The organism is Rahnella sp. RcJ3, from assembly GCF_009498575.1.
GTDB lineage: Bacteria > Pseudomonadota > Gammaproteobacteria > Enterobacterales > Enterobacteriaceae > Rahnella > Rahnella aceris.
This window is the reverse complement of the sequence record NZ_QSNX01000002.1, coordinates 417,830-441,902: the sequence shown is the minus strand read 5'-3', so window position 1 is coordinate 441,902 and position 24,073 is coordinate 417,830. Positions and strand designations below refer to the sequence as shown.

Annotated in this window: 5 protein-coding genes; 2 read left to right on the top strand and 3 right to left on the bottom strand. The window is 55.3% G+C overall.

The features are described 5' to 3' along the window. Nucleotides 1-131: 131 nt before the first annotated feature. A complete protein-coding gene (locus tag DXU84_RS04620; RefSeq protein WP_153374948.1) occupies nucleotides 132-13,910 on the bottom strand; it encodes an Ig-like domain-containing protein in 13,779 nt (4,592 codons plus the stop codon). An 870-nt stretch (nucleotides 13,911-14,780) separates the two neighbouring features. Between DXU84_RS04620 and rcsD the strand changes: the two genes are divergently transcribed. Continuing rightward, nucleotides 14,781-17,474: a phosphotransferase RcsD gene (gene rcsD / locus DXU84_RS04615; RefSeq protein WP_013574621.1), complete on the top strand. Its 2,694-nt coding sequence runs from the start codon at nucleotides 14,781-14,783 to the stop codon at nucleotides 17,472-17,474. 4 nt (nucleotides 17,475-17,478) lie between these two features. Then, a complete protein-coding gene (gene rcsB, locus DXU84_RS04610; RefSeq protein WP_013574620.1) occupies nucleotides 17,479-18,129 on the top strand; it encodes a response regulator transcription factor RcsB in 651 nt (216 codons plus the stop codon). Between the two features lie 76 nt (nucleotides 18,130-18,205). On the opposite strand, the gene rcsC is transcribed toward rcsB, so the two are convergent. Next, the gene (gene rcsC, locus DXU84_RS04605) at nucleotides 18,206-21,067 is read right to left on the bottom strand and encodes a two-component system sensor histidine kinase RcsC (RefSeq protein WP_013574619.1); all 2,862 of its coding nucleotides are present in this window, start codon (nucleotides 21,065-21,067) and stop codon (nucleotides 18,206-18,208) included. A gap of 176 nt (nucleotides 21,068-21,243) precedes the next feature. Next, nucleotides 21,244-23,895, bottom strand: a complete 2,652-nt coding sequence (gene gyrA / locus DXU84_RS04600; RefSeq protein WP_013574618.1) for a DNA topoisomerase (ATP-hydrolyzing) subunit A — start codon at nucleotides 23,893-23,895, stop codon at nucleotides 21,244-21,246. Nucleotides 23,896-24,073 lie beyond the last annotated feature (178 nt).

Sequence of the window (24,073 nt, the reverse complement as noted above, 5' to 3'; positions counted from 1 at the left end):
GACACCACTTAATTACGCCGATTTATATTTTTGGTACTGCTCCCTCCCCTGCAAAGGGGAGGGTTGGGTGGGCGCAGTCGTTTGCACCCCCCCCTCCCCGCCTCCCCCTTCGCAGGGGGAGGATCCCTGCATCAACTTTGCTGAACGTGCAGACCGTGCTGCACCAGAACGTCTCCCAGCGTATTCGAGGCTTCTATTGAGGTATTGTGGTAAACGTCGAACGTCAGGCCATCCACCGTGCGTTGCCCGGTTTCGTTCCACGCACCGTCAGTGCCGATGTGCAGATTCACCAGACTGCCCTCGCCGCCTTTGATGATCACTTCATCGGTCGGGTTATCCTTCACGCTCAGCGCCTCATGCAGGTTCAGCGAGATACTGTTGGTGCCGGAATTGCCCAAATCGAAGATGTCGATATGCTCAACTTTCAGCCCGAGCAGGGTCAGATCCAGATGCTGATTGGTGCCCGCCAGCAGCAAGGTATCGACACCGGTTCCTCCGTCGATCAGACCGAAGTCCAGCGTGTGAACTGCAATCACGTCATCGCCGGTACCGCCCAGTGCGACACCGTCCGTTGCCGTCAGATCGATAGTGACTCCGCCAATCGAGAAGGCAGTATCAGCATGCGCGGTGGTTTCTGATGTCGTGGTGGCAGTAGACTCCGTAGTCGCCAGCGACGAGACCAGTGTGCTGGTGGCGTGCGTGGTGTCTGTGGGTTCCGATGTAGAAGTGGTCGTAGAATCGGCTACCACACTGGCGGCCAGTGTATGCGTGTCGGTATCCTCGGCAGACAGAGAGGTCGCCATCAGCGTGGCGGTTTCTGGCGGTAATGATGAACCGACAGTCAGCCCGACATGGGCATCAAATCCGTTACCGGCGGCATCAACGGCTTTCAGTTCAACAATCGATCCCAGTAATGCCGACAGCAGGCCCACCAGTCCGTAGCTGCTCAGCAGCGCACTGCTGAACTTCACCGTCCACGAACCGTCTGCCTGCACGGTACCCGCCAGCGTATTCCCCAGCAGGGTTACGCTGACCAGACCGCCCTGCGCGATATTGCGGCTGGTGCCGCTCAGCGTCAGCCCCTGACCCCCGAGGATATTGCTCACCAGACCGAGCGTCAGCCCGAGAACCGGATTCAGCGCCACCAGCGGCAGATCATGCGTCAGGACGTTCAGCAGGTTGGAAGACGTCGCGGTGTTACCCACACTGTCTCTCACCACCACGGAAACCTGTGTGGAACCGTCCGCCAGTCCTTGCAATTCAGCAGAGGTGAACGGCACGCTCCAGACGCCGTTAGTGACAGTACCGGTGTGTGTAACGGTGCCCACCGTGACAGATACCGTGCCGTTGAGCAGATTAGATGTACCGGTAATATTAGTATTCGCACCGGCTTCTGCGGCATTGAGATACTGGTCTCCGCCAAACAAGGTATTGACCAGCAGCGTCGGCAAGGTATGGATCCCCACCGTTGCTGTAGCACTGCCGCTGACGGCGTTACCGGCGGCGTTGGTCACCGAGGCACCGACGTTCAGCGTACCGTCGAGCAAGCCCGCCAGAGTGAGCTGCGGAATCGCCACACTGAAGGTGCCGTCGGCTTTCACCAGCGCCGTCAGGGTATTTCCGCCCACGTTCAGGGTCACCGTTGAGCCCTGCGCGTTAGTCGTGGTACCGCTGATGGTTTGGGTCAGCAGCGCATCTGCCGCGTTCAGCAGACCATCGCCAAACAGCGGATTCAGCGTGATGGTTGGCAGTGACTGCGATACCACACTCAGCAGGCCGGTGACCGACGCCGCGTTACCGGATCCGTCCGTCAGGCTGGCGACCACCGACTGCGTGCCGTTGAGGATGGCGGTCAGATCGGTCACCGGCACGATGACACTGAAGACACCGCCCGCACCGACCGTCGCCAGATAATTTTTGCCATTCAGGGAAACCTGCACCTGCGTGCCCTGCGCCACGTTGGTCGCGACACCGCTGATGGTTTGTCCGGTCAGCAGGTCAACCACATTCAGCACGCCATCGCCAAACAGCGGGTTAAGCACAATCGACGGCAGATTGTTAATACCGACATTCAGGCCCACGGTACTTGAGGTCGTGTTACCCACCGCATCGGTGACTGAGGCGACGAGGGTGAGGTTACCGTCAAGCAGGCCGGATAATTGCAGCGGCGTCAGCGACGCTGAGAATTTGCCGTCGCTGTCTACGGTAGCGGTCAGGTTAATCAGACCGCCGCCGACATTGATATTGACGATTTCCCCGACCTGGCCGTTGGTGACCGTACCGCTGATGGTTTGAGTCAGCAACGCTTCAGCGGCGTTAAGAATACCGTCAGCACCAAAGACCGGATCCAGCACAATTTTCGGTACCGCATTGATAATAGCGTTCAGCGTTCCGCTGGTAGTGGCGGTATTGCCTACACTGTCGGTCACAGAAACCCCGACCGTGAAGGTGCCATCCCCCAGCGCGTTCAGGTCACCCGGTTGCAGGGTGATGCTGAACGCACCGCTGGCATCGGTCGCCCCGAGGAAGGTTTTCCCGCCCAGCGTGACCTGTACCTGCGTACCCGTCGCCACACCGGTGACCGTACCGCCAATCACCTGGGTCGTCAGCGCGTCAGCCGCGTTCAGCAAGCCGTCGCCCAGAACTGAGGTCAGGTTAATGACCGGCCTGACCAGATCCAGCACCGCGTTCACGGCCGCGCTGCCAACGTTACCGGCAGCATCTGCTATCGTCACGCTGACCGCAGCGGTCGTGCCGCTCAGCAAACCAAGAACAGACGGCGGGACGGTGACCAGGAAATGCCCGGTCGCATCGACCACGCCATCAATGGTTTGCGTTCCGACCTGCACTGCGATTGCTGTCCCCGCAGCCACGTTAGAGACCGTGCCGCTGATGGTCTGATTCACCAGCAGATCGGCGATATTCAGCACGCCGTCGCCAAACACGGTGTCGAGCACCACCTGCGGCAGATTGTGGATCGCAATCCCCACCGGAATATTCGTTGCAGACGAGTTGCCTGCCGGGTCAGTCAGGGTGATGCCCAGATTCAGGTTGCCATCCAGCAACGCGCCCAGATCACCCGGCTGGATCTGCAGATCCCAGGTACCCGCCGTCACGGTAGTGTTGTAGGTTTTACCGCCAAGCGTCACGGTGACCTGAGTGCCGTCAACCGCTGTCGCGACGCCGCCGATAGTTTGCGCCAGCAGAGATTCCGCCGCATTCAGCAGACCGTTGCCACCAAACAGAGGATCCAGATCGCCCAGAACCGGAAGCGTTTTAATGACGTCCAGATTGAGCACAGATGCTTTCACGTTACCTGCCGCATCGGTGAGGTTCAGGTTGAGCACCTGCTGACCTTCACCCAGCGCACCGAGCAAGGCCGCCGGAATGTTCAGTGACCACGCACCGTTAGCCCCGACAATCGCCGAGAGCGGCGTGCCGTTGATAACCGTCGACACCACTGAACCCACGCCCGCACCAATCGCCGTGCCGCTGAGGGTTTGTGCTACCTGAGATTCCGCCAGATTGAGGAAACCGTCGGTCAGCCCCAGTCCGCTGGCCACGTTCAGGTCCAGCAATTTGTTGAAGAAGATATCCAGACCGGTACTGACGCTGGTGGTGTTACCCGCCGCATCGGTCACGGTGGCCGCCAGTGTCAGGGTGCCATCGTTGAGTAAAATCAGTTGTTCAGGTGTCAGGTTGAGCGACCATGCCCCGCCCGGCTGGATAACCGCCGTACCGATTGATGCACCGCCCAGTGTGACGTTGACGGTCTGACCGTCCGCGCCGCTGGAGGTCCCGCCCACCAGTACGTTGAGCAGTGATTCCGCCAGATTGATGACGTTGTTACCGGCCACCGCATCCAGCGCCAGCAACGGCGCAGACGTATCGACGTTCACCGTATGCGGAACCGCCGTCCCCACGTTGCCTGCCGCGTCCGTCAGGGTCGCGGAGATCACGTTGGTCGCACCATTCCCTTGTGGCAATGCCTGCAAATCGGCCGCTGGCACGCTGACAGACCAGGTACCGCCTGCCTGCACGGTGCCGCTGTAAGTTTTGCCATTCAGCGTGACCGTAACCACCCGGCCCACCTCGCTGGTATCCGCCGTCCCTGAAATCAGTTGCGCGGATTTCGACTCGGTATTATTCAGAATATCGTCGCCGGTAAAGGCGCTGATAGTCAGGGTCGGTGCGGTGGTATCCACCAGCACGCTTTGTGTGGCATTGGTCAACGGAATAAGCGTTGATGCGGTCACCGTGGTGGTGGTGCCATTCACAAATTCAGTGGCAGAGACAGCCACAGACCAGGTTCCCGCAGTGACAGTCGCCAGATGCGGAACACCTCCCACGGTGATGTTGACCAATGTGCCATCCGGCACATTCACTGTTTTACCGGAAAGGGTAATGTTCGCCGGATTGCCATCCGCCACGTTAATGATGTTGTCACCGGTGACCGGATCAATGGTGATGGCGAATGTTGGCGGCGTCAGGTTGACCGTGATGGCCTGTGGCGCCAGCAGGTTTGCCGTGTTACCCGCCAGATCATTAACAGAAGCGGTGATGGTGTCCGCGCTGTTCAGCGTAGCCAGCTCAGCCGGTGTCAGCGTCACACTCCATGAGCCATCGCCCAGCACCGTTGCCTGATGGCTGATGCTGCCGACAGTGACCGTCACCTGCTGTCCCGCCTGTACATTCACCGTTGTACCGGTGATGGTTTGCGTGCTCTGGCTCTCGGCGTAGGTCAGATCAAAACCGGCACCGGCAAAGGACGTTACTGCTACGGCTGGCAGTTGGGTCACGGCAATGCCAACGTCAGCCGAGGCCGAACCGGTGTTGCCGCCGCCGTCCGTGACCGTCACGGAGATTTGCTGTGCGCCCTGCGGCAGATCGGCGATTTCGCCCGCCGTCACAGGCACCGTCCAGTTACCGTCCGCATCCACCGTGACACCCGGAAGAGGTATTCCGGCAATAGTGACCACCACGGTTTGCCCCGCCCCTGTAATCCCCGTCGTCCCGGTCAGGGTTAGCGGTGTGGCGGCTTCCGCAGCGCTCAGATAACCATCGCCAAACGGCGTGTTGATGGTGACATCCGGCGCGGTGAGATAGCTGGTGAATGGCAACGTCGCAGGCGTGCTGTTGCCTGCGGCATCGGTCACGGTGACGTTAATGTCATGCGAACCACTGCCCAGAGAGTTCAGCACGCCTGCAGGCAGACTTACCGACCAGTCGCCGGTCAGCGGATCGACGGTCGCGTTATAGGTAATGCCATTCACATCAATGGTCAGTTTAACGTTCTGGTTGTTGCCGGTGATGCCGGTATTACCGGTAATCACGTTCACATCAGCCGCTTCCGTGATATTCAGATTGCCGTCGCCAAATGGCGGGTCGATAACCGGCACAGGGGCAGACAGATAGGAGGTGAAGGCCAGTGTCGCATCAGTATGGTTACCCGCGCTGTCGGTGGCCGTGACGGTAATCAGATGTGACGCCGTCGCGGTGCCAAGGGAAGTGAGCTGCGCTGATGTCAGGTTAAGGCTCCAGTTGCCGGTGTCCGGGTCGACCGTTGCCGTAAACGGGCTGCCGGTCATGCCCGCGATCGCCACGCTGACGGTTTGCCCGGCTCCGGTTACGCCGGTGGTACCGGTAAGGGTTTGCCCGTTAACATCAATGGATTCGGCAATATTTAGCGTACCGTCACCAAACGGCAGATTGATTGCCGGTGCCGGGACGTTGTTGATTTGTACGTCAACCGACGTCGTCAGCGGCGAGATGTTACCCGCACTGTCCGTGACCGTCACCACAACAGGCCAGGTGCCATCCTGTAAACCCAGCAACTGCGCGGGTGTCAGAGTGACACTCCAGGTTCCGGCAGCAGAATCCACCACCACCGGCACCGCATTACCGTTAATCACGACGGTAACCGTCTGACCCGGCGAGGTGATACCGGTCGTCCCGGTAATGGTGCCACCCGCCGTCGCTTCATCCAGATTCAGCACACCATCACCGAACGGTGTATTGATTCCGGCCTGCGGCAGGATTTGCGTTACCGACGTGAAATCAAGGGTACCGGCTGCGCTGCTCGGGTTTCCTGCACTGTCGGTTGCCGTCACCGAAATAGTGTGTGTGTCATCCGTCAGCCCCTGCAAGACAGAAGCAGGGACGGTGGCGGTCCAGTTGCCATCCGCGCCGACGGTCGCGGTGACCGTCGTGCCATCTATCGTCACCGTCACGGTCTGACCTGCGCCGGTAATGCCGGTGGTGCCGGTAATCAGCTGCGTTGCGCCCGCTTCAGCGGCATTCAGCACGCCATCGGTAAACGGCGTATTAATGGTTGGCACACCCGGTTGGGTCAGCACCACATTCAGACTGGCACTGGAAGACGCCGGGTTAAGCGCGGTATCCGTCGCGGAGACGCTGACCTGAACCGGCCCGTTGTCCAGCCCGCTAAGCAGACCCGGTGCCACGACGGCTGTCCAGCCTGTTCCGAGGCCGTTCACGGTACCGGTGATCGGATCCGCCAGCCCCGGAATAGTGACCAGCACCGTGGTGCCCGCAACCAGCCCGGTACTGGTACCGCTCAGGGTAAACCCTGCGGCGGCTTCAGCAATATTCAGCACGCCGTCGCCTGCAATAGCACCGACGGTCAGGGTTGGCAGCGAATGGGTTGCCAGCGTGAAACTGCCTGAAGCAGTCACAATGTTACCGGCCGCATCACTGACGCTCACGCCGAGGGTTTTGCTGCCATCGGTGGCGAGTGCCTGCACATCAACGCCCGGCAGGGTCAGCGACCAGACTCCCTGATCGTTGGCCGTGGTCAGGTAATCCTTACCATTGAAGGTCACTTTGACCGTCAGATTAGGATCCGTCGTCCCGCTCACCGGCACACCCAGCGCGGCTTCTGCCAGATTGATGATGCCGTCACCGCCGGTATCCACCACGACAGTCAGCAGCGGAGGAGTTGTATCAACCGTGACATCATGCGTGCTGGTTGCTACGTTTTGCGCCACATCATCCGCTGTTGCTGTGAAGGTATTGTTCCCGGCGGGCATCGCCTGAACCTGCGCCGCCGTCATCGGGAAGCTCCAGCTCCCGTCAGCCTGCACGGTAGCGGTATAGGTCGCCGTGTAGTTTTCGCCGGTAATGACCACGATCACCGTACCGCCCACGGGCACATGCGTGGAGGTTCCGCTCACGATCATGCCCTGATTGTGTTCAGTGCTATTGATGTAATCATCGCCGGAAATGGCGTTGATGGTCAGGGTTGGCAGGTCGCCCGGCTGGGTGATAACAGTGGCGTTGTGCGATGCGGATGCCGGGTTACCCGCCACATCGCTGGCGGTCGCTGTAACGGTAACCGGTCCGTCAGACAAGGTGCCCAGATCAGCCAGCGGCACGGTTGCCGTCCAGTTGCCATTCGCACCGACGACGGCGTTGTAGTTTTTGCCGTTAAAGCTCACCACCACCGTCTGCCCGACTTCAAGATTGGTGGATGTCCCGGTGATCGGAATATCCGCGCCTTTCTCCGCCGCATTAATGTAATCATCGCCGGACACGGCTGTAATCGTCAGCGTCGGCAAATTAGCGACATTCGCATCCACACTGAAGGTCTGCGTGGCTGTCGTGCTGTTGCCTGCCGCATCGGTGATCGTGGCGGTCAGCGTATAAGTGGTATCCGTCAGCGACTGCACGACGGTACTTGGCAGCGTGAAGCTCCAGGTGCCATCGGGCTGCACGGTTGCCGTGTAGCTGACGTTGTTGAAACTCAGCACTACAGACACCGTACGTCCGGTATCGTCCAGACCGGCAGTACCGCTGATCACCACCGGTTGCAGGGACTCAGCCGCGTTGATGATGTTGTCGGTCGCCACGTCATTAACACTGAGAACCGGCGCCGTGCGGTCAACCGTGATTTGCGAGCTGGTGGTGCCAGTGTTACCGGCGGCGTCTGTGACCGTCACGCTCAGCGGCAGACTGCCATTGTCCAGCGCCCCTAAATCAGCCGCCGGAATCGTGACACTCCAGGTGCCGTTCGGGTTCAGCGTCGCCGGATAGTCTTCACCGCCTAAGGAAACCACGACCGTCTGGCCGTCAGCCGTCGCACCAATGCTGCCGGTGATGGTTTGCGACTGGCCGGACTCGGTCAGGTTGAGATAGGTATCGCCAAACGGTGTATCAATGTCCGGCACAGGGACGTTATTGGTCGCGATCCCGATATTGACCGGTGGCAGCGTGGTGGTATTACCCGCTGCATCCGTCAGTGTGGTGGTCAGCGGATAGCTGCCATCCGCCAGACCGTTGAGGGTATTCGCCGGAATGGTGGTGCTCCAGCTACCGTCTGGTTGCACCTCTGCGGTATAGGTTTGTCCGTTAAAGGTCAGTGTCACTGACTGTCCTGCATCGGCCGGATCACTGGTCCCGCTGAGGGTGATCGGTGCGCCAGCTTCGGCAGCGTTAATCACATTGTCCGTCGCCACGTTATCCAGCGTCAGCGGAGGCGGTGTGAAGTCCACATTCACGGAACCCGGTAAGGTTGCGGTGTTACCCGCCGCGTCTGTCACATCAACAGTGATGGTCTTCGTGCCTTCACCGAGGCCCTGCAAATCCGCGGCAGGAATGGTCACGGTCCAGCTACCGTCAGTGGCAACCGTGCCGGTATAAGGGACGCCGTCAAGGGTAACCGTCACCGTCTGACCGTCGCCGGTCAGTCCGGTTTTACCGGTCAGTGTCTGATCGGTGGCGGCTTCCGCGCTGCTCAGCAAACCATCGCCAAACGGGGTGTTGAGCGTTGGCTCCGGCAATGTGGCGTAGATGCCCAAATCCTGGGTGGTGGTCACCGGCCCCTGATCCGTGGTGACAGTCGAGGCAATCACATGACTGGTGCCATCCGCCAGACTGGCAACGTCAGACGCCGGAACGTTGACTGTCCAGTTACCGTCAGCATCGGTCTGCGTGGTGTAGGTCACCGTACCCAGTTTAACGGTTACCGGCGTTCCTTCCGGCACGTTGGCGGTTTTACCGCTGATATCAAAACCCGCAGCCGCTTCCGTAGCGTCGATTTTGTTATCGCCGGTGATCGGATTGATGGTCACACCGCCCAGCGCGCTGTTAACGGTGAAGTCTTCGCTGTTGTTCGCCGGATTACCGGCTTTATCGGCGACAGAAACCTCAATGGTTGCCGCGCCATTTTGCAGGGTCTGCAAGGTGGCAGCCGGTACGCTGACGCTCCATGCACCGCTGGCCAGGACTGTAGCCTGATAATCAATGCCGCCGATGGTCACGGTGACGATTTGTCCGGCTTCCACATGGGTGGTCGTTCCGCTGACGGTTTGCGGGTTCATACGTTCCGCGCCGTCGAGGGTGCCGTCTCCGGCAAAGAGGTCAATGTCGATTGTCGGCAGCAATGCCGGATCCGCTGTCACAGTGACCGGTGCGGTTGCGGTGCCTGCGTTACCGGCGGCATCGGTCACCGTGGCGGTCAGGGTATAGGTGCCGTTCGCCACGTTTGCCAGCGCATCGGCCGGAATGTTGACTGTCCAGCCGCCGCCTGCTGCCACAGTGCCGGTATAAGTGTGTCCGCCAATGCTGATGGTGACGGTATCGCCCGCCTCACCCGCTCCTGCCGTGCCGCTGACCGGAATAATCGCCCCGGCTTCTGCGGCATTGATGGTGCCGTCGCCCGCGACCGGTGTGGTGATGGTGACTACTGGCGCGACGGTATCAATAGTTACCGGCGTACTGAGATTGCTGGTATTGCCTGCCGCATCCGTGACGGCCACCAGCACCGCCCCAGGTCCCTGAGGAAGGGTTTGCAAATCTCCGGCAGGGACGGTGGCGCTCCAGTTCCCGCTGGCATCCACCGTGGCGGTGTAATCTGTCCCGCCGACGGTGACGATGACAGTCTGTCCGTCGCCGCTGACCCCGGTGCTGCCGGTCAGTGTCTGGCCTGCTGCCGCTTCACTGGCATTGAGCTGCGTATCGCCAAACGGCGTGTTGAGTGTCGCGTCAGGGAGGGAATGGATGATCACACCGAAGTCACTGCTGCCGGACACCGGATTGCCTGCCGCATCAGTCGCGCTGACTTTCACGGTGTTAGTGCCGTCACTGAGCAGCGCCAGATCGGCTGCCGGGATCTGCGCACTCCAGGCACCGCCCGTGCCGACGGTTGCCGTATAAATTTTACCGTTCAGCGTGATGGTCACCACGCCATTTACCGGCACGTTGCTGGAGGTGCCGCTGAGGGTAATTCCTGCGGCGGCTTCACCGGCATTGAGCTGGTTATCGCCCGCCACCGGATTCACCGCCAGCCCGCTGAGCAGGTTGTTGACGATCAGGGTTTCGCTGCCTGTCGCCACATTTCCCGCTTTATCCGCCACTGACACGCTAATTTGTGTGGTGCCGTTGGCGATGGTCGCCAGATCCGCCGCCGGAACGCTGACGCTCCAGCTTCCGCTTGGCTGCACCACTGCCGTATACGAATGGCCATTCAGCAGGATCAGGACTGTCTGACCCGCTTCAACACGGGAGGTTGAACCGCTGAGCTGCTGCGCGGTTTGTTGTTCTGCTCCATCCAGCACATTATTACCCGCAAAGGTATTAACGGTGATGGTCGGGCCGTTCGCCGCATCGGCTGCAAGCTGCACGCCGGAGTTAACCGTTGTGCTGTTGCCCGCCGCATCGGACAACTGGACGCTCACCGGATAGCTGCCGTCTGCCACACCATTGAATGCGGTGGCTGGCACGGCAACATTCCACTGGCCGTTTGGCTGCACAATGCCGGTATAGGTTTCACCGTTGAGGGTGACGGTGCGTCCGGCTTCCGAAATCGAGGCAGTTCCGGTGATCGTCACCCCCTCAGCCGCTTCAGAGGCGTTGATGTATCCGTCGCCGGAAACCGGGTTAACAGTCAGAAGCGGCGCGGTGAAATCAGCCGTAGCGTTACTGCTTAACGTGGCGGTATTGCCCGCGCCGTCAGTGGCAGTGACGGCAATCGCCACATTGCCCTGTGGCAACGCCTGCAAATCTGCTGCCGGAACCTGAACTGACCAGTTGCCGTCTGCGGCCACAGTCGCGTTATAGGTTTTCCCGCCTAATGTGACGGTGACGGTTTGACCATCACCCGATTTTCCAGTGGTACCGCTGAGAGTCTGCCCGGCGGCGGCTTCAGTCGCATTGAGCAGACTATCGCCAAACGGGGTATTGAGAGTGGGAAGAGGATTGGTGTTATCGATACCGATATTAATACTGTTCGATAAAATTATTCCACCAGGCCCTTCGACAGTGGCAGAAATGCTGTTGAGATCTGGATTGCTTCCTTGAATGTCCTCGATCTCGCCCGTGCTTAACAGCATGAACCATCTGCCATTCGCCCCTACCGTGGCTGTTTTAAACAGCGAGCCGAATTGCACGGTGACTATGGCGTTTTCCGCTACCCCCAGAGTGGTACCACTGATTTCAATGCCGTTTGCAGTTTCCACTGCGTTGATGACGTTATCACCCGTTACCGGGTCAATCGCAATACCGTTCTGAGAGGTATCAACCTCGAAAGTATCAGTGCCGGTCGCCGGGTTACCGGCTTTATCAGACACGCTGACATTGAGGGTTTGGGTACCGTCGGTCAGCGTGACCATATCGGCTGCCGGAATGATCACACTCCAGTTGCCGCTGGCCTGCACCGTGGCTTCATAGGTATTGCCGTTGAACGTAATGGTGACAATCTGCCCGGCTTCGACGCGGGTTGTGGAACCGCTCAGCACCTGTGCCGTCTGGACTTCCGCGCCGTCAACGGCGTCATCGCCGCCAAATGCATTCACTGAAATGCCCGGCTGAAGAGTGGAATCGGCAGCAACATGCAGCGGGCTGGTGCTGGTGGTGGTGTTGCCCGCAGCGTCGGTCAGGGTGGCGCTGATCGGGAAATCACCGTTCAGACCAGTCAGCGTGCCAGCCGGGATTTGTGTGCTCCATGCGCCGTCATCACCGACAACGGCGGTAAATGTCTGGCCGTCAATGGTGATGGTAACCGTTCTGCCTGCATCTGCTGCCGGGGCGGTACCTGACAAGGTCAGTGCACCTGCAGCTTCGGCCAGACTGATTTGGCCGTCGCCCGCCAGCGAATTGATAGCAAGGGTTGGGGCGACAGTATCGATGCTGACTGGCGTGGTAATGGTGCTGTGGTTGCCCGCCGGGTCCGTCACGGTGACCACGATATTATTGCTGCCCTGCGGCAGGTTACCGAGTACTGAAGGCGGAACCGTCACGGTGAAGATACCGTCTGGCGTAACCGTGCCGGTAATTTGCTGGCCACCAAGGGTGACAGTCACGGTCTGACCATCGCCGGTGAGACCCGTGTTCCCCGTCAATGTCTGGCTGGTGATGGATTCACTGCCATTGAGCGTATTGTCACCGCCGAAAGCCGGATCAAGCGTCGGCGGAACGCCATGGATAGCAACATTCAGATCTGTCGTCTGACTGATGGTATTGCCCTGACTATCGACCAGGCTGACGGTTACGGTCGTCGGGCCATCAGTCAGCGCCTGCAACCGGGCAGGAGAAAGACTCAGGTTCCAGCCCCCCTCCGCTGTTGTTGTGGTCTGATATGCCACGCCGCCGATTGTCACCGTGATCTGCGTGCCCGCAGGGACATTGGATGTGGTACCGGTGATCACCAGCGCGCTTTGCGCTTCACTGGCATTGAGCTGACCATCACCTGAGATCGGGTTGACCATCAAAATACCGGCGCTGTCGCTGATAACGAAACTTTCCGGTGTAGTGGTCGAGTTTCCTGCGGCATCGGTCAGTGACGCGGTCAGCGTATAATTGCCTTCAGCCAGCGCGGAAACCGTGCTGGCGGGTATTGTCACCGACCAGGTGCCATCAGCACCTACCGTCGTGTTGTATTGCGTGCCATTGAGGGTAACGACCAGTGTGCGCCCGGCTTCAGAGACAGAAGCTGTGCCGGTCACTGTCAGCGGTTGCTGATGCTCAACGGCGTCAAGAATGTTGTCACTGGCGACAGGATCGAGCGAGACCACCGGCGGGGTTTTATCCACGACAACGGTGATCCCCTGAGTAACCGATTTGCCATCAGTGCCGGTGACAGTGACGGACACCACGTAAGTACCATCTGCCAGATTTTGTAAATCTACCGTCGGCAGATTGATGTTCCATTTGCCGTCAGCGCCTACGGTACTGGTGTAGGTTTTACCGTTGATGGTCAGGGTAATGGTCTCGCCTGCGGCCACGTTACTTGCGGTGCCTGAAAAGATTTGTGCTAAACGCGATTCCGTGGCGTTAAGGGTGTTGTCACCGGCAAATGCGCCCAGCGATAACGTTGCGGTCTGGCCGGTGTTTCCGCCACCGGTGTTTCCGCCACCGGTATTCCCACCGTCTGTGTTTCCGCCGCCGTCGCTGCCACCGTTATTACTGCTGCTGCCACCGCCACCATCACCGCCGCCACCTGCGGCAATTGCGATCCCGGCACCCAGTGCGACAACGCCCAGCACGGCACCTAAAACAGCGGGATCAAAATTAGAGGAGTCGAGTACCAGCGCCCCGGCATCAGGAATGGTTTCATAAGCGGGAACGATCGGGGTTGCCCCCGCTGTTGCGCCGGTATCGACAAACGCGGCATGTTCGATCGGGTGGGTGCCATCATCAAAAATCAGTTCGCTGTGATTCCCCTTGCCATCTGTATCAAAGAAACTGTGATAGCGGACGGTGCGTCCGTCTTTCATGTGAATAACAAGATCATTCCCCACACGCTCATAGCGGGTGACCACGTCACGGGTCGCGTGTACGCGTACTATGCTGATTTGATTAAGAGTTACGTCCTGACTGGCGTTTGAAACCTGGGAGATTACTGCACCATTAGTACGAGAAAGAATATCAATAACAACGCTACCGTTCTGAGCCATGTTGTACCCCTGTTACGCCAGTTGTTGTCCATACACGCTAAACACCGCTCTTCCTTTTCAGGTAAAAAGCGGTTCAGCGGGTAATGAAGACCATTAAGAAAAATGGATAAACTTCCAACTGGTGTGAGGTATTGCCACAGGCTACAAAACAAACAAAAACGGCTGTTATTAAATTTATATATTTTTTAGGGGCTTTGGTTAACCATCATTTCGGTATTTTTTCCCGAAACTCCATAAGTTATATGCATGATTTGAGTTAATCGCCATAAAAAGACATAATCATTAAGATTGAAATAATTCATTAAAAAAAGTCAAACCATCAGTTTGACAGATGTTAAATTTTGGTTTAACGCTATGCGGATAATTTTATTATTATAAAAAACAACAAATTAATAAATTATCCACATAATATACATGGTGTTATTGTTAACAAAATTAAGCAACAGACAGTCAGATAATCGATCAAATTAACTTATCAATTGTGTGATCGCCTTGTAGATTTTATGGCAAAAGGGTATTTGGCAAACACATAATTAGGACTATGCGCAATCACAGCACTTATGCTTTCTGATAAAGTGTCCGCCCAGTGCGTCTGTGGGCGGATAAAGGCTTAATTTTTTAAACGCAAAGGGATTTTCACAACATGCCTCACGGCCCGATAACTGCACCGCCCTCGCAGGAAATGTTCGCTGAACACATTTCGCAACCTGGCTTTAGCGGGTTCTGCGCTGACCGGTTTATCGCGCAGGTCAGCAGTTTATCTGTTGCATCAGGTTGCGTTGCGGCAACGATGTTGTGTGCCACTGTTTGTGCAAAAACCGTCGTCCGCTAAAAGCGTCATTACAAGAATGAAGGAAAAAACTCATCATCATGGCTGGTAAATATTTATCGCTGACATCAACCAATATCACGCGATTCTTTTGGTTGTTCATTTTGTTGCTGGCTATGGGGCTCGGCCTTTACGGGTATAACTACACCAATGCTTATCTGAACGACAAACTGCGCACGGTGCAAAATACCGCTGACTTGCTGCAAAAGCGCATCGATAAGTATCGCTACATGACCTACCAGATTTACGACAATTTCACCGGCCAGCCGATGGCGGCGGATGCCGTCAGTGCGCAGGAAATCCGCCTGCGTCAGGATATGTATTTTGTCTCCAAACCTCACAAGAAAACTGATGCGCTGATTTTCGGTGCACACGACAGTTCCACGCTGGATTTAACCCTGAAAATTTCATCCTTCCTGGATGACCAGTGGGGCTCAACAACTCACCCTTATTCGCTGTATTACCTGAACGGTCAGGATAACAGCATGTTGTTGATCACCACGGTGCCGCTGCAGTTGCAAGACTCCCGCCTGAAGGAAAACTATTTCACCAGCACGCTGCAATCGCGCCGTGCCGAAATGTTGCAGCAGGCGAACACACTGGACGAACGCGAAAGTTATTCTCCTCTGCGCAAATCGCGCCAGAGTAACGACTATTCCTTCTCCCTGCGCACCACCTTTAATAATCCGGGACATCTGGCGACCGTGATTGCCTTCGATTTACCGATGAGTGATCTCATCCCTTACAGTATGTCGAGAGATAATTTCCAGCTTAATGGCAACACCACGGCGGTCAATGAAGGTGATCCGGCCGATGATAATCCGGCGGCCAGCAGCATCGTGATGCAGGGATGGTCGCTGGTGTTTGATGTGCCGCTGAGAAATTCACCGCTGTCACTCACCTACCACGTTCCGCTGTTCAGCCTTGTGGTTGATCTTTCACGTAATAACTTCTGGCTGATCCTGATTAACCTGTTCCTGATCGGGCTGGCGATGACCAGTATCTATTTCATTCGCCATCAGTACATCCGCCCGAGCGAGAATATGGCGGCACAATTACAGATGCAGCAGGCGCTGAATCAGGAAATCATTTCGGGTCTGCCGCTCGGTTTACTGGTGTATAACTTCAGCAACCACAGCGTGATCCTCAGTAATAAAATTGCTGACCAGTTATTACCGCATCTGAGTCTGAACAAAATTGCCAATATGGCCGAGCAGCATCACGGCACGATACAGGCGACCGTCAATAACGAAGTTTATGAAATCCGCATGATCCGCAGCCAGATTTCGCCGGAAACTTACCTGTTTATGCTCCACGATCAGGATAAAGAAGTGATGGTGAACCGCACGCTGCAACAGGCCAAACGTGAGTTTGAGAAGAACCTGCAGGCACGCAAACTGATGCTGCATAATCTGGGCATTGAGCTGAATCAGCCATTGCAGGAACTGAACGGGCTGGCCGTGGCGTTAGTGGAAGAACAGAAACCGGAAGAACGTCAGGCGCTGGAAAGCAAACTCCTGAGTGAGTCGCGTAACGCGCTGACGCTGGTTGATAACATTACGCTGCTGACCCGTCTGGAAACTCAGGACTGGCAACCGGCGAACGATAAGTACGTGCTTTCAACCCTGGTAGATGAGCTGTTGCTTGAGGCCCTGCCCCGCCTGAATCAGAAAGGCCTCGGGTTGCTGAATCATTTCCAGATTGCCCCTGAAGCGGCCTTTGTCGGCGATATGCAGGCAGTGAAGAAAATTCTGTCCCTGCTGCTCGATTATGCCATTGTTACCACATCGCTGGGCAAGGTGACCCTGACCAGCGAACAGGACGAAGATCGCCCGGATCAGCTGATTTTCCACATAAACGATACGGGTAGCGGAATTTCCAAAGAAGAATTGAGTAATCTGAATTATCCTTTCCTTAGCCAGACGTTAGTCGATCGCTTTAACCACGGTTCCGGGCTGACATTCTTCCTGTGTAATCAGCTGTGCAAAAAACTGGGCGGTCAGCTGGAAATCCGCAGCAAGCTCAACATCGGCACACGCTATACTGTACGTGTTAAACAACGTCAGGAAGCGCAGGAAATCGAAGCGGAAGACGAGAAATTACTCAATGATGTGACGGTATTACTCGATATCACATCAGAGGAAGTTCGCGGTATTGTGACCCGGACCATGAACGCTTACGGCGCGGTGTGCATCGTGGCTGACGATCGTCAGGTCGCGCGGGAATATGATGTTTTACTGACAGATAACCCGCAAAACAGTGACAAATTTACCCTGCTGCTGACTGACGATGAGTCGGGATTCCAGCAGCTTGAAAAGCATTATATTCGCGTCAATTACAACATCAGCAATGCGCTGATAGACGCAACCTTACTGTTAATCGAACAGCAATTTTCTGTATCCGATGACAGTGTTTCACCCGAAGAGCCCGGCGAAGACTCTCTCGACCTTTATGAAAAGCAGCTAAAATCAAGCGATTACTATCAGCTTTTCGTCGAGACAGTACCGGAAGATCTTGAGAAACTGTATAATGAAAACCAACGTCGTGATTTCACATCACTTTCCCAAACAGCACATCGTCTCAAGGGAGTGTTCGCTATGCTGAACCTGACCCCAGGCAAGCAAATGTGTGAATCGTTAGAACAATACATCGCAGATGGCGATGCGTTACAGATTACTGAAACCATCAACCACATTGATTCTTTTGTCTCCAGACTGCTCCAGCAAGGTAGCTAATCACATGAATAATATGAACGTAATTATTGCTGATGACCATCCTATCGTCCTGTTTGGTATTCGTAAGTCCCTTGAACAAATTGAATGGGTGAATGTTGTAGGCGAGTTCGAAGACTCAACTGCACTGGTTAACAGCTTAAGCAAACTTGATGCTCATGTGCTGATCACTGACCTGTCCATGCCGGGCGATAAATTCGGCGATGGCATCACCCTGATCAAATACATCAAGCGCCACTACCCGCAGTTATCCATCATTGTTCTGACCATGAACAATAATCCGGCGATCCTGAGTTCTGTACTGGATCTGGATATCGAGGGGATTGTGCTCAAGCAAGGCGCGCCAACTGACCTGCCAAAAGCGCTGGCCGCATTGCAGAAAGGCAAAAAGTTCACGCCGGACAGCGTGGCAAAACTGCTGGAAAAAATCAGCGCCAACGGTTACGGCGACAAACGCCTGTCTCCGAAAGAAAGCGAAGTGCTGCGTCTGTTCGCAGAAGGTTTCCTGGTGACTGAGATTGCCAAAAAGCTGAACCGCAGCATTAAAACCATCAGCAGCCAGAAGAAATCTGCGATGCTGAAACTGGGCGTGGAAAACGATATCGCCCTGCTGAACTATCTGTCTTCCGTCAGCTCCCAGCCGGTAGATAAAGACTAACGCTTCAGGGCGTTATGTAGGTTCAGACGTGAAAAAGGCACCTAACGGTGCCTTTTGTATTTTCCGACGTCGTCCGTCAGGATTGTCGCTTTCTGCGAACCAGCGCACTGTAATAACGCAGCGTATCGCGCAGGGTTTCCAATGTGACTGGCTTGGATAAACAGTTATCCATTCCCGCTTCGAGACAACGCTGCCGTTGTTCCGCCAGCGCGTTAGCGGTGACGCCGATCACCGGTAAGGTATGACCGAGTTCGCGCAGTTTTGCCGTCAGCCCGTAACCGTCGAGGCGCGGCATGTTGACGTCGCTGAGCACAATATCAATTTCATGCGCGCGCATGGCATCCAGTGCATCAATCCCGTCGTTCGCCGTCACCACGATATAGCCCATCGTGCCCAGTTGATCCGCCAGGAGACGGCGGTTAATCGGATGATCATCCACCACCAGCAAGGTAATATCGCTGTAATCCTGCGCCACAGCGGATTCCGGCGTCGCTGAGCCGCCCTCTTCCGCTGTCGTCTCGAGACGGTAAATCCGGTTGAGCAGCGCAGTGATTTCCAGTGGTGTGGACGTACTATGAATCCAGTAACCCGGACGCGTTTCGACTGGCGGCCCGATATGGCCGATTGAGAATTCAATCTGTGCGGCCAGTTCGCCCTTATGGATCAGCGGCGTGTCAGTAATCAGCACATCTTCCCGCTGGCTTTGCAGTTCCGGCTCGCAGCGCTGAACATTCGCGCCGTGATAACGCATCAGTTGCATCAGGTAACTTTCCAGATAAGCATTGCGCACATCCAGCCAGACCGTTTTGTCCTGCCAGTTGTCCAGCGGCTCACCCGACGGGAAAGTGGCGTTGTAGAGCGGAATACGCACCGTAAACGAACTGCCCAACCCCGGTTCGGATTCCACCTCAATATCGCCATCCATCAGGTTAATCAGCTTTTCACAGATAGCCAGCCCCAGACCGGTGCCCTGGAAATGGCGCTGCACGCCGGTTCCGACCTGGAAGAACGGATCAAACAGGCGGGTGATTTCGCGCTCAGGGATCCCGACGCCGGTATCGCGCACCTGAAACTCAAGATAGTTTCCGCAGGTTCTGACATTCAGAACAATGCAGCCGGTGTCGGTAAATTTAATCGCATTGTTCAGGATGTTGGAGATGACCTGTTGCAGACGCACCGGATCGCCATTGAATGACAACGGCACGTTGTGTTCGATAAAGCAGTAAAGTCCCAGACGCTTTTTCACCACCAGCGGCAAATAGTTACCGGCAATGTGAGTGATCACTTCGCGACAGGAGAATTCCTGCGGCTCGATTTTCAGCTGCTCGGATTCAATTTTGGAGAAGTCGAGAATGTCGCTGATGATTTTCAACAGCAGTGCCGACGAGTTATTCATTGCCGTCACCAGACGGTCAACGCCCTGAGGCAACCCTTGCGTTTGCAGTAAATCCAGGTTGCCGATGATACCGTAAAGCGGCGTGCGCAATTCATGGCTGACGGTTGCCAGGAACATTGATTTCGACTGGCTGGCCTGCTCGGCCGCATTAGCCATTTCCTGCAAAGACTCTTCCATTTTCACGCGCGCACTGACGTCGATCAGCACACAAATCGCCACGTCTTCATTACGGTAGCGTGAATGCACGAAACTTAGCTGGATGTTGTTATTGTTCTTGGTGATGACATCGACGAAATTGGTCTGCTGATCGCAGATGATCCGCGTAATACGCTGCCGGTCTTCCTGCGTCAGCATGCTGATATAATTATGCGCCAGTTCATTACTCAGGATGTTAACGCCATCGCTGATACGCAAAATGGAAATGCCGACCGGCGCTGAGGCCACGATTTTATGGTTGAACTGTTCATGTTCTTCAAGCCGGAATGCGTTTTCCTCGGCCGGTAAAAACATTTTGCGCTCAAAAACCCAGGCCAGAATAAACAATAACAGGCCGGAGAATATATTCAGTAAAACCGCATTAAAAATCAGGATCTTAAATCGCTCGATCACCGTATTAAACGGCATGGAATACACCACACTCAGCGAGGACGGTGTCAGCGGCTTTTTGTAGACCAAATCTTTATAACCATTTACATACCCGAAGAATGAACTGGCCTGCGGATAATCGCCCGGCGCGGCGCTGTAGTGCCCGTCCTCGGAAATCCCCAGCAGCGGCTGATCGTCTTCATCCAGCAACGTCACGGCGGTGTGCTGTGAATTCGGATTCAACAAATCTTCGGCGCGCAGATTTTGCTGAATACCCATCAGCGCTTCGAGTTTATTGCCGACATAAATCGGGGTCAGCACATACAAATTTCCGGAGTCTTTACTGCCGGACTGCGACACCCAGTACAGGCTGTTTTCTTTATCTGTGCTCTTACTGTTGCGATATTGCATAATTTTTTCATGCAATGATTTCAACTGTTCCTGGCTTTCGCGCTCGAACGGTTCGCTGCTGATACCAAAATCAACCAGACACAAACTCTCGCCACTGATGAGGAACACGCGATTGAGATCGTAGGCATCGGAAAAGTTGTCTTTCCAGTAATGGATCATGTTACCCAGCGAAGCCAGCGAATTACGGTAGCTATCATTAATCTGCGAGCAGTCGGACTCAGGGAACAATGAGAGATAAGACGGCGCCGTGTTTTTAGTGCTGATTATGCCGTTGATGATATCCAGCCCGTTCACTGAAGCGCTCAGGCGATTCTCAGCCATAAACTTAATGCTGTGCATCACATCATTGGAATTTTTGATGTAACTCTGCGCCAGATCGTAATTGAGATTGTCCTCATCGCGGATCTCGGATTCTTTGTTATGGAAAATATTCAGCACATAAAAGGTGGTCAGCAGCACACCCAGTGTCCACAACATAAGCGCCAGCACCCGGAAAAGATAACGGGAGATTTTTAGCGTTGTGCGAAACGAAGCAAGATATTTCAAGGATTAACCATTAGCAAAACGGCTCAGCGAGCGGAATGGGGATCAGGATACACTATTGCCAGACTTTCTAAAAAGCGCCGCATAATGCAGTGTAGGTGAAAGATTTGTTTTAAGACGAATCCAATAAAAAAGGGCATAACTATTGTTATGCCCTTTTGTCTGCTGACTAAGAAAACTTATTCTTCTTCGTCATCAGCTGGCTGATCGTCTTCACTTTCCGCGTCGTCTGGCAGATCGGCTGCTTGTGCCGCTTCCAGTTCGCCCGCTTCGGTGGCTACGCCATCCAGTTCTTCGTCTTCAACCGGTTCTGCAACACGTTGCAAGCCAACCACATTCTCATCGTCTGCGGTACGGATAAGCGTCACACCCTGAGTGTTACGACCAACAGTACTCACTTCGGAAACACGGGTACGCACCAGCGTACCGGCATCGGTGATCATCATGATTTGATCCGCTTCATCAACCTGAATCGCACCAATAACCGGTCCGTTACGCTCACTCACTTTGATTGAGATAACGCCCTGCGTTGCGCGAGATTTAGTTGGATACTCGGTCGATTCAGTACGTTTACCGAAACCGTTCTGCGTCACAGTCAGGATACAACCGTCACCGCGTGGGATGATAAGCGATACAACGCTGTCGCCTTCGCCCAGACGGATACCGCGTACACCGGTCGCCGTACGGCCCATTGAGCGGACGGCTTCTTCAGAGAAGCGCACGACTTTACCGGCTGCAGAGAACAGCATGACTTCGTCTTTACCGTCAGTGAGGTCAACACCAATCAGCTCATCACCCTCGTTGAGGTTGATGGCGATAATGCCGGCGCTGCGTGGACGGCTGAAATCGGTCAGCGCGGTTTTCTTCACGGTACCGCTGGCGGTTGCCATGAACACATGACGACCTTCTTCGTACTCGCGTACTGGCAGAATGGCGGTAATACGTTCGTTCGGCTCAAGAGGCAACAGGTTGACGATAGGACGGCCACGGGCACCGCGGCTGGCTTCCGGCAACTGATAGACTTTCATCCAGTACAGACGCCCGCGACTTGAGAACATCAGAATAGTGTCGTGGGTGTTGGCCACCAGCAGACGATCGATAAAGTCTTCTTCTTTAATGCGTGCTGCTGACTTCCCTTTACCGCCGCGACGCTGCGCTTCGTAATCAGTCAGAGGCTGATATTTCACGTAGCCCTGATGCGACAAGGTCACCACAACGTCTTCCTGATTGATCAGGTCTTCGATGTTGATGTCAGAGGTATTTGCCGTAATTTCGGTACGACGCGGATCGTTGTATTGATCACGGATCGCTTCCAGTTCTTCACGAATGACTTCCATCAGACGGTCAGGGTTGGACAGGATGAACAGCAGCTCAGCGATTTGCACCAGCAGCTCTTTGTATTCATCCAGCAGTTTTTCGTGCTCAAGACCGGTCAGTTTCTGCAGACGCAGATCCAGAATGGCCTGTGCCTGTTGCTCAGTCAGGAAGTATTTTCCATCATGAATACCAAACTGCGGCTCCAGCCATTCAGGACGGGCTGCATCGTCACCCGCACTTGCCAGCATTGCTGACACGTTGCCCAGATCCCATGAACGCGCGACCAGGCCAGCTTTCGCTTCAGCCGGCGTCGGTGCCGCACGGATCAGTTCAATGATCGGGTCGATGTTCGCCAGCGCGATAGCCAGTGCTTCGAGGATATGAGCACGGTCGCGGGCTTTACGCAGTTCGAAAATGGTACGACGCGTCACCACTTCACGGCGGTGGCGGACGAACGCTGACAAAATTTCTTTCAGACCGAGAATCTTCGGCTGACCCTGGTGCAGTGCCACCATGTTGATGCCGAAAGACGTCTGCAGTTGCGTCAGGGAATACAGGTTGTTCAGAACCACTTCACCGACAGCATCGCGTTTAATTTCAATCACGATACGCATGCCGTCTTTATCAGACTCATCGCGCAGCGCACTGATACCTTCGACGCGTTTTTCTTTCACCAGCTCGGCGATCTTTTCGATCAGACGGGCTTTGTTCACCTGATACGGGATCTCGTGAACAATGATGGTTTCGCGACCAGTTTTCGCATCGGCTTCTACTTCAGCTCGGGCACGGATATAAATTTTGCCACGGCCGGTACGGTAAGCTTCTTCGATACCACGGCGACCGTTGATGATCGCAGCCGTCGGGAAGTCTGGCCCCGGGATGTGTTCCATCAGCCCTTCAATGCTGATGTTTTCATCTTCAATATACGCCAGACAGCCGTTGATCACCTCGGTGAGGTTATGCGGCGGAATGTTGGTTGCCATACCGACAGCGATACCCGAGGAGCCGTTAACCAGCAGGTTGGGAATGCGCGTTGGCATAACAGAAGGAATTTGTTCTGTGCCGTCATAGTTTGGCACGAAATCGACAGTTTCTTTTTCTAAATCTGCCAGCAATTCGTGTGCAATTTTTGACATGCGGATTTCGGTATAACGCATGGCTGCTGCGGAGTCGCCATCCACTGACCCGAAGTTACCCTGCCCGTCCACCAGCATATAGCGAAGTGAGAAAGGCTGAGCCATACGAACGATGGTGTCATAAACCGCGGTATCACCGTGTGGGTGATATTTACCGATAACGTCACCGACCACACGGGCCGATTTTTTATAGGCTTTATTCCAGTCGTTACCGAGGACATTCATTGCGAAAAGTACGCGGCGGTGCACCGGTTTCAAACCATCGCGCACATCTGGTAACGCACGTCCGACAATAACGGACATCGCATAATCCAAATAAGAGTTTTTAAGCTCTTCTTCGATGTTAATCGGTGTGATTTCTCTGGCAAGGTCGCTCATGGAGCTGCTATCCCTCTACTGATTATTCATGGCCGCTGCCCACGTAGGCATATATAGCGCAAAGGTGTAAAACTATACCACAAACCAGCCAAACGTGGAAAACAACCGCCCCCTTTTGCCGACTATTATCCAACGCGTTTCAAACCTTTGCACGCAGGGCTTCATTTCGTATAAACAT